Annotated in this window: 10 protein-coding genes and 1 pseudogene; 4 read left to right on the forward strand and 7 right to left on the reverse strand. The window is 73.4% G+C overall.

Going from position 1 to position 13,359, the window contains the following annotated elements; all coding sequences use genetic code 11:
• On the reverse strand, positions 1–912 hold a 912-nt coding region (locus AOK00_RS33910; RefSeq protein ID WP_055603978.1), incomplete at its 3' end, for a DUF418 domain-containing protein.
• Between the two features lie 105 nt (positions 913–1,017).
• Between AOK00_RS33910 and AOK00_RS33915 the strand changes: the two genes are divergently transcribed.
• The 3 genes from AOK00_RS33915 to AOK00_RS41665 all read left to right on the forward strand — a co-directional run bounded on the left by AOK00_RS33915 (position 1,018) and on the right by AOK00_RS41665 (position 4,401).
• Complete coding sequence (locus AOK00_RS33915) at positions 1,018–1,641, forward strand: GNAT family N-acetyltransferase (RefSeq protein ID WP_055603979.1); 624 nt, start codon at positions 1,018–1,020, stop codon at positions 1,639–1,641.
• Positions 1,638–2,708, forward strand: a complete 1,071-nt coding sequence (locus AOK00_RS33920; protein WP_079042337.1) for a PaaX family transcriptional regulator C-terminal domain-containing protein — start codon at positions 1,638–1,640, stop codon at positions 2,706–2,708. Before AOK00_RS33915 ends, AOK00_RS33920 begins: the two co-directional genes overlap by 4 nt.
• Before the next feature lie 91 nt (positions 2,709–2,799).
• Positions 2,800–4,401, forward strand: a complete 1,602-nt coding sequence (locus AOK00_RS41665) for a serine/threonine-protein kinase (RefSeq protein ID WP_437441466.1) — start codon at positions 2,800–2,802, stop codon at positions 4,399–4,401.
• A gap of 156 nt (positions 4,402–4,557) precedes the next feature.
• On the opposite strand, the gene AOK00_RS33930 is transcribed toward AOK00_RS41665, so the two are convergent.
• Positions 4,558–5,970 carry an aminopeptidase P family protein gene (locus AOK00_RS33930; RefSeq protein ID WP_055603986.1) on the reverse strand — a complete coding sequence of 471 codons (1,413 nt, stop codon included), beginning with the start codon at positions 5,968–5,970 and terminating at the stop codon, positions 4,558–4,560.
• A gap of 253 nt (positions 5,971–6,223) precedes the next feature.
• Here AOK00_RS33930 and AOK00_RS33935 point away from each other — a divergent pair, with 253 nt between their 5' ends.
• Entirely contained in the window at positions 6,224–7,207 is a 984-nt protein-coding gene (locus tag AOK00_RS33935) for a helix-turn-helix domain-containing protein (protein ID WP_055603980.1), read from the forward strand.
• On the opposite strand, the gene AOK00_RS33940 is transcribed toward AOK00_RS33935, so the two are convergent.
• The 5 genes and pseudogenes from AOK00_RS33940 to fecE form a co-directional block, all read right to left on the reverse strand.
• Complete coding sequence (locus AOK00_RS33940; RefSeq protein ID WP_055603981.1) at positions 7,155–9,296, reverse strand: prolyl oligopeptidase family serine peptidase; 2,142 nt, start codon at positions 9,294–9,296, stop codon at positions 7,155–7,157. The two genes, AOK00_RS33935 and AOK00_RS33940, sit on opposite strands and share 53 nt — an antisense overlap.
• A gap of 4 nt (positions 9,297–9,300) precedes the next feature.
• Complete coding sequence (locus tag AOK00_RS33945) at positions 9,301–9,849, reverse strand: FABP family protein (RefSeq protein ID WP_055603982.1); 549 nt, start codon at positions 9,847–9,849, stop codon at positions 9,301–9,303.
• 132 nt (positions 9,850–9,981) lie between these two features.
• Positions 9,982–12,051 (reverse strand): iron ABC transporter permease, encoded by a 2,070-nt coding sequence (locus AOK00_RS33950; RefSeq protein ID WP_055603983.1) that lies wholly within the window; start codon positions 12,049–12,051, stop codon positions 9,982–9,984.
• A 4-nt stretch (positions 12,052–12,055) separates the two neighbouring features.
• Entirely contained in the window at positions 12,056–13,033 is a 978-nt protein-coding gene (locus AOK00_RS33955) for an ABC transporter substrate-binding protein (protein ID WP_055603984.1), read from the reverse strand.
• Positions 13,030–13,359: pseudogene (gene fecE / locus AOK00_RS33960) on the reverse strand (Fe(3+) dicitrate ABC transporter ATP-binding protein FecE); the annotation flags it as partial. The gene AOK00_RS33955 and the pseudogene fecE, both read right to left, overlap by 4 nt.

Raw genomic sequence — 13,359 nt, forward strand, 5'->3', positions numbered from 1 at the left:
CGCGGCGGCGAGCAGCGGCGCGGTCAGGACGTCGACCGCGACGGCGAGGGCCTGGTACGCGCCGTCCGACGCCGCCAGGTTCGCGTGCGCGTAGACCACCGCGCCGAGCGGCCCGACCGTGAAACCCACCCATTGGATCCGGACCAGGGTCCCCCGATGACGGGCGAGGTCCCCGAGCGCCCGGACCCGCCCGGCGGCGAATCCGAGGAAGAAGGCGGCCAGGGCGGCCGGAGCCTGGAAGAGGACCAGCACGAACACGACCTCGGACAGCTGCCCCAGGTGCTCCCCGATCACCGCACCGGGGCCGCCGCGCAGCTCCCGCAGGGCCCGTTCGGCCTCGGCCGCGGCGCCCGGATCGCCCCCCGCGCCACCGGCCAGATGAACACCCCACGCGAGGAGGAGGTAGAAGGCGGCGGTGGCGGCGAGGAGGATCACCGCGGTACGCACCGCGGCGCGGGGCCGGACACGGCGGGCGGCGAGCAGGATCAGACCGAGGACGGCGTACGTGGTGAGGATGTCGCCGGGGTACAGCAGGACCGCGTGCAGCACGCCGAGGACGAACAGGCCCGCGAGGCGCCGCAGGAAGCGCGGGACGAAGGGAACGCCGCCACGCTCGGCCGAGGCGAGCTGGAGGGTGAAGCTGTAGCCGAAGAGGAACGAGAACAGCAGGAAGAACTTGGCCTCGAAGAACACCGCGCCGAACCACCGGACCGCGCCGTCGAGAGGCGAGTCGAAGCCGGGGTCCGCCAGACCCACGCCGCGGTAGGCCGACGCCAGGAAGCCGATGTTGACGACGAGGATGCCGAACAGGGCGAACCCGCGCAGGGCGTCGACCTGCGCGAGCCGCGCACCACCACCCCCGGGCCCCGGATCCCCGGCACCTCGCTCCGCCGCAGTCGCCTGCAGTCTCATACTTCCCCCATAACTATCGCTACGAAAACGCTCGTACCGAGAATGAACGTATTACTATCGATAGTGCAAGCTCGCAGGGGAGTACGAAGGAGCCGGAGGAGACCGATGGACACACGGCCAGTGGTGCGCCGGGGCGTGCCCGAGGGCAGCGAGGGCAGGGTCGCCGCGCTGTACTGGGAGGCGTTCGGGCGCAAGCTCGGCGCCGCCCTGAATCCCCCCGACAAGGCCCGCGCCTTCCTCGCGGCCCACCTCCACCTCGACCGGGGCGTCACCGCGCTCGTCGACGGCGAGGTGGCGGGCGTCGCGGGCTACCAGCTCGACGGGCGCGGGCTCACCGGCGGCGGCGCGGCGGACGTCCTCGCGGCGTACGGGGTGCTGCGCGGGCTGCCCCGTCTCGCCCTCCTCGCGCTCCTGGAGCGCAGGGCCGCCGACCGTGAGCTGGTGATGGACGGCATCGCGGTCGCCCCCGAGCGCCGGGGCACGGGCATCGGCGGCCTCCTCCTGCGCGAGGTCGCCGCCGTGGCCGCCGAAGCCGGCTGCCGCCGCATCCGCCTGGACGTCATCGACGTCAACCCGCGCGCCCGCGCGCTGTACGAGCGGCACGGCTTCGTCGCCGTCCACACGGAGAAGACCCCCTACCTGCGCGACCTGATGGGCTTCGGCGCCGCCACGACGATGCACCGGCCGGTCACGGCCGCCGACTTCCCGCACGGCCAGGAGGCCCGATGAAGCGCCGAACCACCCCGACGGGGGCCGGGAGGACGGAAGCGGCAGAGGAATCGGACCGTGCCGAGCATGCCGCACGTGCCGAACCCGCCGAGGCCGCCGAGGCCGCTCACCTCGCCCGACCCACCGAGCCCGCCGAACCCGCCGCACTCACCCGGCCCGGCCAACGCGCCGAACCCGCCGATGACTCCGCGTGGAACCCCGTCCCCACCCGCACGCTCGTGCACGCCCTCGTCCGTACCGACGGCACCGTCGACGCCGGGGAGCTCTACACCGTCGCCGGGCTCCTCTCCATGACCGACCAGCAGGTCCGGCTCTGCGTCAAGCGCCTGGTCGCGGAGGGCCGTTTCACCCACGAGGGGCGGGGGCGCAAGGCCGTTCTCCGCGCGGTCGCCGACCCCACCGGCGCGATCGCCCCCGACGCCGCCCATGTCGGTCACGCCTACCGCCAGGACCACGGGCTCGCCCCCTGGGACGGCAGGTGGCACCTCTTCGCCTTCGCCGTTCCGGAGTCGGCGCGGGCCGCCCGCGACGCGCTCCGCGACACCCTGCTCCACCTCGGCGCCGCGCCGCTCCAAGGAGGCCTGTACGCCGCCGCCAATCCGATCGAACCGCTCGTCGAGGCCCAGGCCCGCCACCTCGGCGTCCCCGGCCAGGTCACGTACCTCACCAGCACCGACCTGCGGGTCGGGGACGTCGCCGAACCGCGGGCGCTGGCCGCCGCGCTCTGGCCGCTCGACGAGATCGCCGCCCGGCACGACCGACTGGCCGCCTTCGCCCGAAGCTGCCTCGACCGGCTGGAGAACCCGGACGACGCCGAGCACGCCGCGAGCCCGACGGCCCCCGAGCGGCTGACGCTCGCCGTCCAGCTCGCCGCCGCCTTCACGTACGCCATGGGGCCCGACCCCCTGCTGCCTCCCGAACTGCTCCCCGCGCCCTGGCCGGGAGCCCGGGCGCGTCAGCTCTTCGCCACCGCGTGGACCGCGCTGACGGACCGCCCCGGGCCGGACTCCGGCCCGCCGCTCCCCCGCCTCTTCGCCCTGTACGAGGACCTCACGGCTTACGCGTGAACCGTGATCGTCCGCGGATGACGCCGCGCGGAGGGTCGGCCATACTGGCCCGCGGCATTCCAACGGGGGCGTGCCGCAAAGGAGGTGGCGAGTGGACGGCGCGGACCTGCCGGAGCGCGTCGGCGACTACGCCGTGGAGCGCGAGCTGGGCGCGGGCGGCATGGGGACGGTGTACCTGGCGCGGTCTCGGGGCGGACGCACCGTGGCGGTCAAGGTGGCCCGGCCCGAGCTGGCCGCCGATCCGCATTTCCGCGCCCGGTTCCGCGCGGAGGTCGACGCCGCCCGCAGGGTCGGCGGGTTCCACACCGCGCAGGTGGTCGACGCCGACCCGGACGCGGCGGCGCCGTGGCTCGCGACCGCCTACATCGCGGGGCCGACGCTCTCGGGGCTGCTCGCCGAGCGCGGACCGATGGAGGAGGCCCGACTGCGGCTGCTCGGCGCGGCGCTGGCGGAGGCGTTGCAGGCCATCCACGGCTGCGGCCTGATCCACCGCGACCTCAAGCCCGGCAACATCATCATGGCCGACGACGGTCCGCGGGTGCTCGACTTCGGTATCGCCCGGGCCCTGGAGGCGACCCGGCTGACCCATACCGGCGCGGCCTTCGGCACCCCCGGCTTCCTGGCCCCCGAGCAGGCCCAGGGCCTCGAAGTGGGCGGCGCCGCCGATGTGTTCGCGCTGGGCGCGGTGCTGGTGGCGGCGGCCGGCGGGCAGCCGTTCGGGGAGGGCACTCCGATGATGCTGATGTACCGGGCCGTGCACGAGCCGGCGGACCTGTCCGCCGTGCCGGAGGGCATACGCCCGGTGGTCGCCGCCTGTCTGGCCAAGGACCCGGCGCAAAGGCCCTCCCCCAGAAGGCTGTTGGACCTGTTGGCGCCGGAGACCGCCGCGAAGCCGGCGGCGGACGCGGCTGCCCGTCCGCCGACGCAGGCCTCCACGGCGGCGCCGTCCGCGGCGCCGGCACCGACGCCGACGCCGACCGCCGCGTCGGCCGCCGCACCGACCGCGAAGGACATCGCCGATGCCGCGACCGTCGGCGCCGCCCCGCACGCCGGGGCCCCGCACACCGGGGCCCGGGGCGGCGGGCCCTCGCCGGGGAAGACGCCCACCGGACGGGTCGCCGCCGCTGTCGTGGGAGCCCTGCTCGTGCTCGGTGGCACGGGCTACGGCATCTACGCGGCCGGAGGACCGGGCTGGGGCTCGGACGCCTCGCTCCCCCCGGCCACGCACGAGCTCGTCCTTCCCGAGTCGATGGTGGACGGCGCGTACGGGCGCAACATCGAGAACCGCCTTCCCGCCGACCCGCAGAACGGCTCGACGCACTACTCCGCCGACTACACCGTCACCAGTACCGGCATCGAGAAGGGCGTCACGTTCCGCACGGTGCGGGTTTCCGGCTCGTCCGGACGGTCCACGGACCCGGAGTCGGATCGGGACAGCCTGATGAGAGCCATGACCGTCACGGGCCGCGAGACCGTCAGCGACCCGCCCAGAACGATCCGCGTGCCCGGCTCGGACGTCGACTTCCGCTGCGAGACGGTGGACGAAAAGACCGTGTGCGGCTGGGGCGACGCCAACACCACCGTCGCGATCGGGTTCACCCCGAGCGCCCCTCTCGAAGTGGCGGCTGCGGAGACCCGCAAGATACGCGACGAGATCCGCAGGCCGATCGCGACCCCGACGGCCTCCCCCTGAGCCCCCTCGTCAAACTCCGCAGGGCCGCCCTCGGGGCGACGACGGGGGTTCGACGACAGGGCCTGGAGCACTCGGCAACCGGGGCGGGACACCACGGCAGCCGGGACGCGGTGGGACGCGTATCCGCCGACACCCGAGGTGCACCCCCTGGTGGGGTCAGCCCGCGAAGCGCGCCATCCAGGACTCGACCTCGGCCGAGGAGCGCGGGAGGCCCGCCGACAGGTTCTCGTGGCCGTCGTCGGTGACGACGAGGTCGTCCTCGATCCGGACGCCGATGCCCCGCCATTCCTCCGGCACGGTCAGGTCGTCGGGCTGGAAGTACAGGCCGGGCTCGACGGTGAGCACCATGCCCGGTTCGAGGACGCCGTCGACGTACTCCCCCGTGCGGGCCTGCGCGCAGTCGTGGACGTCCAGGCCGAGCATGTGCCCGGTGCCGGCCATCGTGAAGCGACGCTGGAGGCCGAGGGCGTACGCCCGGTCGACGGGGCCCTCGATGAAGCCCCACTCGACGAGCCGCGCCGTCAGGTGCCGCTGGGACGCCTCGTGGAAGTCGCGGTACGGGGCACCCGGCTTGACCGTGGCCATGCCGGCCTCCTGCGCCTCGTACACCGCGTCGTACACCTGGCGCTGGACCGGGGTGAACGTGCCGCTGATCGGCAGCGTGCGGGTGACGTCGGCCGTGTAGAGGGAGCGGGTCTCCACGCCCGCGTCGAGCAGGAGCAGTTCGCCGGGCCGGACCGGGCCGTCGTTCTCCGTCCAGTGCATGATCGTGGCGTGCTCACCGGCGGCGCAGATGGAGCCGTATCCGACGGCGTTGCCCTCCAGGCGTGCCCTGCGGAAGAAGGTGCCCTCGATCCACCGCTCGGAGGAGGCGACGGCCCTCGACAGCTCGCCGACGCAGTCGGTGAACCCGCGGACGGTCGAGTCGACCGCCTTGCGCATCTCGCCGATCTCCCACGCGTCCTTGACGAGCCGCAGTTCGGAGAGCGCCTCCTCCAGCTCGTCGTCGCGCTCCTCGTCCGTGGTGACCGCGGCCTCGAGTGCCGGGTCGATGCCACGGACGATCCGGGTCGGCACACCGGAACCCGCGGCCAGGTCCTGGGCGACGGTCCGGACGTCGCGGCAGGGCAGCCCGAGGACGACCTCGGCCTCGGCGAGCGAGCGGCGCCGGCCCATCCACAGCTCGGCCGTGTAGCCGATCCAGAACTCGTCGTTGTCGCGGCTGTCGCGCGGCAGCTGGTAGCAGTAGGCGTCGTGGCCGCCGTCCGCGCGGGGTTCGAGCACGAGGGCGCCGTCGCGTGCCTGGTCGCCGGTCATGTGCACGTATCCCGTGTAGGGGCGGAAGGGGTACGTGTCGTCGTTGGAGCGGGTCTTGAGGTTGCCGGAGGGGATCACGAGGCGCTCGCCGGGGAAACGCGCGGAGAGCGCGGCGCGGCGTCGGGCCGCGTACGGGGCCTGCTCGTCGGGCTCGAGCCCGTGCCGCTCGGTGTCCGCCCACCCCGACCTCATCAGGGTGGAGAGCTCCTCGGAGACGCCTTCGTAGAGGCCGTTCTTGCGACCCTTCGCCACGTCCTGCACCTTCTTCCGGATGAGTTCCTCGACCGCCGTGGGCCGGCGGCTTCCGGAAGGTACTCCGCGACGCGGGCGCCGGTTGCCGAAGACCGCCAGTGGCACGGATCGGCCATCCCCGCGGCGCTCAGCGGGGCGTCCGGGCGGCGGCCGGCCAGTCGTACTCGGAGAAGCCGTCCGGCGGCTCGCCGCAGGGCGCGCAGGCGCTGAGGGCGACCGACGGCCCCGGATCGAAGACGTCGATAATCGGTCCATGGCGAACGGGAAACTCAGCGAGGCACTCCGGCTTCTGGGCATCGGACAGGAGGGCGCCCGGGTCTACCGGACGCTCCTGGAGTGCGGGCCCGCGCCGTTGAGTTCGATCGGTGCCGCGGCCGGGCTCGGGGACGAGGCGCTGGTGGAGGCGTACCGCGAGCTGGTCGACTGCGGTCTGGCGAGCGCCGCCGAGGAGGGTTCCGACGTCGTCGCGCCGGTGCCGCCCGCCGCGGGTCTGGAGATCCTCGGGCGGCGGCGGGCGGCCGAGCTCGACGAGTCCCGGATCACCGTCGGAGGCGCGTTCGAGTCGTTCCGGCGGCAGCGGCTCGCGGGGTATCACGATCCGCTGGTGGAGGTCGTGACCGGTGACGCCATCGGGCTCCGGATGCGTCAGGCGTGGGCGAGTGCCCGGGAGCAGATCCGGCAGTTCGACTCGCCGCCGTACTTCCCCCTCGTCGGCGCCACGGACGACGCGCTGGCCACGCTCGCGCGTGGGGTGACCCAGCGGGTCGTGTACTCGCGGGAGTCCCTGGAGCATCCTGGGCAGTTGGAGAACTCGATCGAGCCGTGCATCGAGGCCGGCGAGCAGGCGCGGGTCCTTCCGTCGGTGCCGGTCAAGCTCCTGATCATCGACGACGCGTACGCCCTGGTCGCCCTGTCGATCAAGGAGACGGACGTGTACAACACGATGCTGGTCGTGCAGCCGTGCGGCCTGCTCTCCGCGCTCGTGGCGCTGTTCGAGCAGGCGTGGCAGAACGCGCTGCCGTTCCACGGCCGTTCGGCCAGGCCGGCGGGACTGCTGCCCGCCGACCGGCGGCTGCTCCGGCTGCTCGCGGCGGGCGCGAGCGACGAGGTCATCGCCCGGGAGATCGGCGTCAGCCGTCGTACGCTCTTCCGCCGCGTGCAGGTCCTGATGGCCCGGCTCGGGGCTACGAGCCGGTTCCAGATGGCGCTGCAGGCGCAGCGGTCGGGGTGGCTGTGAGCGGTCCGGGGATCGTCGGCGCCTCCGCTCCTGCCCCTGCCCCTGCTTCCGCTTCCTCTCCCCCTCCGGTGAGCTGCTGCCACAGATAGGTGTGCACGAGCGCGCTGTTGTGGGCGGCCTGTTCGTTGTCTCCCGCGCCCGCGTGCCCGCCGCCGGTGTTCTCGTGGAAGAGGACCCGGTGGCCGAGTTCCCGCAGCCGGGCCGCCGTCTTCCGGGCGTGCCCGGGGTGGACGCGGTCGTCGCGGGTCGAGGTCGTCAGGAGGACCGGCGGGTAGTCCCGGTCCGCCGCGAGCCGGTGGTACGGGGAGAGTTCGAGCAGGTGGGGGCGGTCGGCCTCGTCGTCGGGGTCGCCATACTCGGCGATCCAGGACGCGCCCGCGAGGAGCTTGTGGAAGCGGGTCATGTCGAGGAGCGGCACCTGGGCGACGATCGCGCCGAAGAGCTCGGGGTGGCGGGTGAGCATGGCGCCCATGAGGAGCCCGCCGTTGCTGCCGCCCTTGGCGCCCAGCATGGCCGGGGTGGTGATGCCCCTTGCGACGAGGTCCTCGGCGACGGCGGCGAAGTCCTCGAAGGCCCGGGGGCGTTCGGCGCCGAGCGCGGCCTGGTGCCAGTCGGGGCCGTACTCGCCGCCGCCTCGGATGTTCGCGATGACGTACGTGCCGCCGCGTTCCAGCCAGGCCCGGCCCGTCACCCCGCCGTAGAACGGGGTGAGGGAGACCTCGAAGCCGCCGTAGCCGTAGAGCAGGGTGGGACCGGGGCCGGGCGTGGCGGCGCGGTCGGGGCCGACGAGGAAGTACGGGACGCGGGTGCCGTCCCGGGAGGTCGCGAAGTGCTGGTCGACGGTGAGACCCGTGGGGTCGAAGTGGTGCGGGGCCTGCTTGAGGACCTCCGAGCCGCCGCCGACCCACCCGTGATGGAGGGTGGAGGGCTGGAGGAACCCGGACACGTCGAGGAAGTACTCGTCGGACACGTCGGGGTCGGTGTCGACGACGCTCACGGCGGACAGGGCCGGGACGCCGACGAGCGGCTCGCGCGTCCAACCGCCGCCGTCGGGGGCGGGGGTGAGGACCTCGATGTGGGTGCTGACGTCCCGCATCGTCTCCAGGAGGAGATGGTTGCGGGTCCAGGTGTGTCCGGCGAGGGCGGTCCGGGGATCGGGCGTGAACAGCACGTCGGGAGTGCGGTCGCCCGCCAGGAAGGCGTCGAAGTCGAAGGCGAGCAGCGAGCCCGTCGGCTGCCCGAGCCACGCGGACTTGAGGGTGACGATCAGGTACTGCCGATGGGCGTAGACGCTCGCGTCGTCGGGCACGTCGATCCGTACGCGGGTGCCGTCGGGGCGCAGGAGGTACGTCTCGCTGCGGAAGAAGTCCAGGGACCGGCCGACGAACTCCCGCTCGAACCCGGGTGTGGTGTCCCGGTAGCCCCAGGCGGCCACGTCCGCCGGGTCGGCCTCGTAGACGAGGGCGGCGTCCTCGACGGGTGTGCCGCGGCGCCATCGGCGGACGGTACGCGGATAGCCGGAGTCGGTGAGGGAGCCCGGGCCCAGATCCGTACCCACGAAGACGGTGTCGTCGTCGACCCATCCGATCCGTGTCTTGGCCTCGGGCAGCTGGAATCCGTCGTCGACGAACTCCCGTGTGCCGAGGTCGAACTCTCGGACGACGACGGCGTCCCCGCCGTCTCGCGAGAGCCGCACCAGGGCCCGGTCGTACGCCGGTCGCCGTACCCGCGCGCCGTCCCAGACCCACTTCTCGCCCTCGGCGGCGGCCAGCGCGTCGACGTCGAGGAGCACCTCCCACTCGGGGGCGTCCTGGCGGTACTGCTCCAGGGTCGTCCGCCGCCACACTCCGCGCAGGTGGTCCGCGTCCCGCCAGAAGTTGTACAGGTGCTCGCCGCGCCGCACGGTGTAGGGAATCCGGTCGGAGGCGTCGAGCACCTCCCGCAGCCGTGTCTTCAGGGCCCCGAACGCGTCGCCCCCGGTCACCGCTCCCGCCGTCTCCGCGTTCCGCTCGGCCACCCAGGCCAGCGCGGCCTCTCCGGAGATGTCCTCAAGCCACAGGTACGGGTCGTCGTCGTTCAGGTTCCCCATGGTTCTACTTCCCGTCCTCGCGCCGCAGCTGTGCCGACAGATGGTGTTGCAGCGGCCGGCCCACCGCCGCCAGGTCGTGGACGAAGTCCAGGGTGTCCGCGTCCGCGAGGGTGTATCGGCGGCGGGTGGCCTCGACGAACTTGGCCGTGGGGGCGAGGGCGACCGTGTGGGTGGTGAGGTCGATCGTGCCGTTCTCGGCGCGGCCGACCATGATCTCGGCGATGCCGGTGGGCTGGGTGATCAGCGCCTCGACGGTGCCCTCGGGCTTGAGCCGCCACCAGCCGCTCTCCCGCGCAGCGGGCCGCAGCGGGCTGCCGTCCGCGTCGATCAGCCAGGCGCGCGCCTCGTAGTGGAGGAAGGGCCGGCCGTCGTGGCCGAAGGTGACCTCCTGCGCGTACGTGAAGTCCTCGGCGAGCGTCGGGTACCCGCCCCGTCCCGTGCCGACCCAGGTGCCGAGCAGCCCGGTCACCGGCGCGAGGAACTCGTGCGGTGCCGGATCCACGTCCGGCCGGAGGGCGTCGGGATACGGAGGCTGCCGGTCGCGGTCGGTCATGGTGCGTACTCCTGGATCGAGGCCTGTGCCGGAGGGCAGCTTAGGTCGTCCGCCCCCGGCCCGGGCCTCGTGGCGCTCGTGACGGGCCCAGGCGCCGTCGTCGAACTCCCGCCTGCTCCGTGACGGCAGGGCCTAGCCGCGTCGGCTCCGTACCAGCAGATACAGGAAGTACGGCGTGCCGATCACCGCCGTCATCAGACCCGCGCCGAGCTGGGCCGGGGCGATCACCGTGCGGCCGACGAGGTCGGCGGTGCAGACGAGGGCGGCGCCGAGGAGGACGGCGACCGGCACCACGCGCGCGTGCTGACGGCCGACCAGGGCGCGGGCCGCGTGGGGTGCGACGAGGCCGACGAAGCCGATCGTGCCGGCGGCGGCGACGGCGGTGGCGGTGAGCAGGACGGCGAGGACGAGGAAGCCGAGGCGTGCGCGTCCCAGGCCGAGGCCGAGGAGGCGCGGGGTGTCCTCGTCGAGCGAGACGAGGTCGAGTTCGGTGCGCCGGGCGAACGTGACGGCCGCGCCCACGGCGAGGACGGCGACGAGGGGTACCACGTCGGGCAGGGACCGACCGTAGGTGGATCCCGACAGCCAGGTGAGGGCCTTCGTCGCGTTGAACGGGTCGGTGAGGATGATCAGCAGGCTGATCAGGGCGGAGGCGGCGATGGCGGCGCCGAAGCCGACGAGGACGAGCCGGTTCTGCTGGAACCCGCCCCGCGCGGCCAGTCCGAAGACGAGGACGGAGCTGACGGCGGCGCCCGCGAACGCGGCGCCTGCCATGCCCCACGAGCCGGCCACGGGCACGGTCGTCACGAGGAGTACGGCGCCGAGCGCGGCGCCGCCGGAGATGCCCAGGATGCCGGGTTCGGCGAGCGGGTTGCGGGTGACGGCCTGGACGAGGGTGCCGGCCAGGGCGAGCGCGGCGCCCGCGAAGAGGGCGGCGAGGACACGGGGCACCCGGGTGTCGAGGACGAAGGTGACGGTCCGGCCGGCCCGCCCCTGGGCCCAGTTCACGACGTCGCCGAGGAGCAGTTTGCTGTCGCCGAGGAGTACACCGGCGACGGCGACGGCGATCACCACGGCCACCAGGACCGCGGTGACGGTGAGGAAGCGGGCCCTGCTCCTGATGCGGAGCCGCTCGGTGGCGGTGGCTCCGGCCGTGTCCCGGAGGCGGGTGGCCATGACGATCAGGAAGACGGCGCCGACGAGGCTGGTGACGACGCCGGTCGGCACGGAGACCACCACGTCCGCCGGTACGAGGGAGCGCAGCAGGACGTCGGAGCCGAGCACGAGGGCGGCGCCGGTGAGTCCGGCGGCGGGCAGGAAGCCGCGCGACGTGGTGAAACCCCTGAACCTGCGGGCGAGGGGCCGGACGATCGCGGGGGCGCAGAGGCCGACGTAGCCGACGGGTCCGGCGAGGGTGACGGCGGCCGTGGAGAGCAGGGCGGCGAGGACGACGGCGGTGACCCGGGTGGCGCGGACGGGCACGCCGAGGCCGCGGGCGGCGTCGTCGCCGAGGGCGAGGGCGTCGACCCGGCGGGCGAGGAGCAGCAGTCCGACGAGGCCGAGGACGGCGATCGGGGCCATCTGCAGGACGCCGTCGAAGCCGTTCTGGGAGATGCTGCCCTGGTTCCACTGGAAGAGGCCCTCGGTCTCCGCGGGGAACAGCAGGAGCAGGCCTTCGGTGACGGCGGTGAGGCCGAGGGTGAGGGCGCTGCCCGCGAGGACGAGGCGGACGGTTCCGGCGCCCAGGCCCGAGAGGGCGAGGACGACGGCCGCGGCCGCGAGACCGCCGACGAAGGCGAGGGCGGAGGAGGCGAACAGCGGGAGCGAGAGGCCGAAGGCGGCGCCGAGGCCGAGCGCGAAGTAGGAGCCCGCGTTGACGGCCAGGGTGTCGGGCGAGGCGAGGACGTTGCGGCTGACGGCCTGGAGGGCGGCGCCCGCCAGGCCGAGGACGGCGCCGACCAGCAGGCCGGCGGTCATCCTCGGCAGGCGGGACGCGATGACGACGGACGCGTCGGCCGGATCGGCCTGGCCCGTGAACGCCTTCCACACCTCGGCCGCGCCGACCGCGGCGGTGCCTTGTGTGATGTCCACGAGCGCGAGGGCGGCGACGAGGAGGACCAGGGCGGCCGTCACCGGAGCCGCGCCCGTCCGGGACGTGGCCGTCGGCGGACGGGTGGCGGGGGTGGTTGCGGTGACGGCCATGGTGTTACTTCGTCAGCGCGGTGACGACGGAGTCGACGTACGTGCTCATCGACTGGGGGCCGCCGAACATCCAGATGCCGTCGGGAAGGCGGTGCACGTTGCCCTTCTTGACGAACGGCAGGGACGTCCAGACCTTGTCCTTGGCGAGGACGCCGGTGAACGGCGTGCTGCCGGCGTCGCCGTCGTTGCCGACGTAGGCGAACTGCACGTCACCGAGCTTGGTGAGGCCCTCGACGTCGGTGGTGCCGAGACCGTAGGCCGGGTCGCCCTTGACGGTCCAGGCGTTCTTCAGGCCGAGCTTCTCGTTGACCGCCCCGATCAGCGAACCGCTGGTGTAGGGGCGGATCGAGACCTGGTTGGACATGACGTAGCCGTCGGCGAAGGCGTACTGCGTCCCGGCGAGACCGGCGTCGGCGAGCTTCTTCCTGCCCTCGTCGAGCTTCGCCTGGAACTGCTTCTTGAGCTCGTCGGACTTCTCCGTGGTGCCGGTCGCCTTGGCGATGGCGTCCAGGTCCGCGTTCATCCGGCCGATCGGGTCGGCGGCGTCGGCGGCCTTGAGCGTCAGGACCGGGGCGACCTTGCGCAGCTGCTTCACGGCGGCCGGCGGCAGGTCCGTGGTGGCGACGATGAGGTCGGGCTTCAGGGCGGCGACCGTCTCCACGCTGGGCTCGCCGCGGGTGCCGATGTCCTTGGGCTCGTTCTTGAGCGGGACGGCGGTGTCCCAGGTCTTGTACCCCTTGACGTCGGCGACGCCGACCGGGTCGACGCCCAGCGTGATCAGGTGCTCGACGACGTTCCACTCGGTGCCGACGACCTTCTTGGCGGGGCCGTCGAGCTCGACCTTCTCGCCCGTGGAGTCGGTGAGGGTGATGCGCTCGGTGGTCTTCTTCGCGTCGTCGGCGGCGGGCTCGGTGGTGCCACAGGCCGACAGGGCGAGAGCCGCGGTGGTGGCGGCCGCCGCGGTGAGGAGAAGTCGTCTCATGATGTGGTGCTGAGCCTTTCGCTTCGCGAGTGGTGGCGGCCTATCGCACGGGTGCGCAGCCGGCCGGTGAGTGGATCGGTGTCCACTTCGATGCGGATGCCGTACGTGCCGGACAGCCGCTCGGGAGTCAGTACGTCCTCGGGGTCGCCGTCCGCGACGACCCGTCCCGCGTCGAGCAGGACGATCCGGTCGGCGACGGCCGCCGCCTGGTCGAGGTCGTGGAGGACGGCGCCGACGGCGATGCCGTGGTCGTCCGCCAGGTCACGCATGAGGTCGAGGAGTTCGACCTGGTAGCGCAGGTCGAGGTAGGTGGTGGGCTCGTCGAG

This window comes from Streptomyces aureus (assembly GCF_001418135.1).
In the GTDB taxonomy this organism is placed as follows: Bacteria; Actinomycetota; Actinomycetes; order Streptomycetales; family Streptomycetaceae; genus Streptomyces; species Streptomyces aureus_A.

Bases quoted from the DNA above. Each gene is read 5' to 3' on its own strand.
- AOK00_RS33915 (WP_055603979.1), top strand. From the start codon at position 1,018: ATGGACACACGGCCAGTGGTGCGCCGGGGCGTGCCCGAGGGCAGCGAG.
- AOK00_RS33920 (WP_079042337.1), top strand. From the start codon at position 1,638: ATGAAGCGCCGAACCACCCCGACGGGGGCCGGGAGGACGGAAGCGGCA.
- AOK00_RS33935 (WP_055603980.1), top strand. From the start codon at position 6,224: ATGGCGAACGGGAAACTCAGCGAGGCACTCCGGCTTCTGGGCATCGGA.
- AOK00_RS33940 (WP_055603981.1), bottom strand. From the start codon at position 9,296: ATGGGGAACCTGAACGACGACGACCCGTACCTGTGGCTTGAGGACATC.
- AOK00_RS33945 (WP_055603982.1), bottom strand. From the start codon at position 9,849: ATGACCGACCGCGACCGGCAGCCTCCGTATCCCGACGCCCTCCGGCCG.
- AOK00_RS33950 (WP_055603983.1), bottom strand. From the start codon at position 12,051: ATGGCCGTCACCGCAACCACCCCCGCCACCCGTCCGCCGACGGCCACG.
- AOK00_RS33955 (WP_055603984.1), bottom strand. From the start codon at position 13,033: ATGAGACGACTTCTCCTCACCGCGGCGGCCGCCACCACCGCGGCTCTC.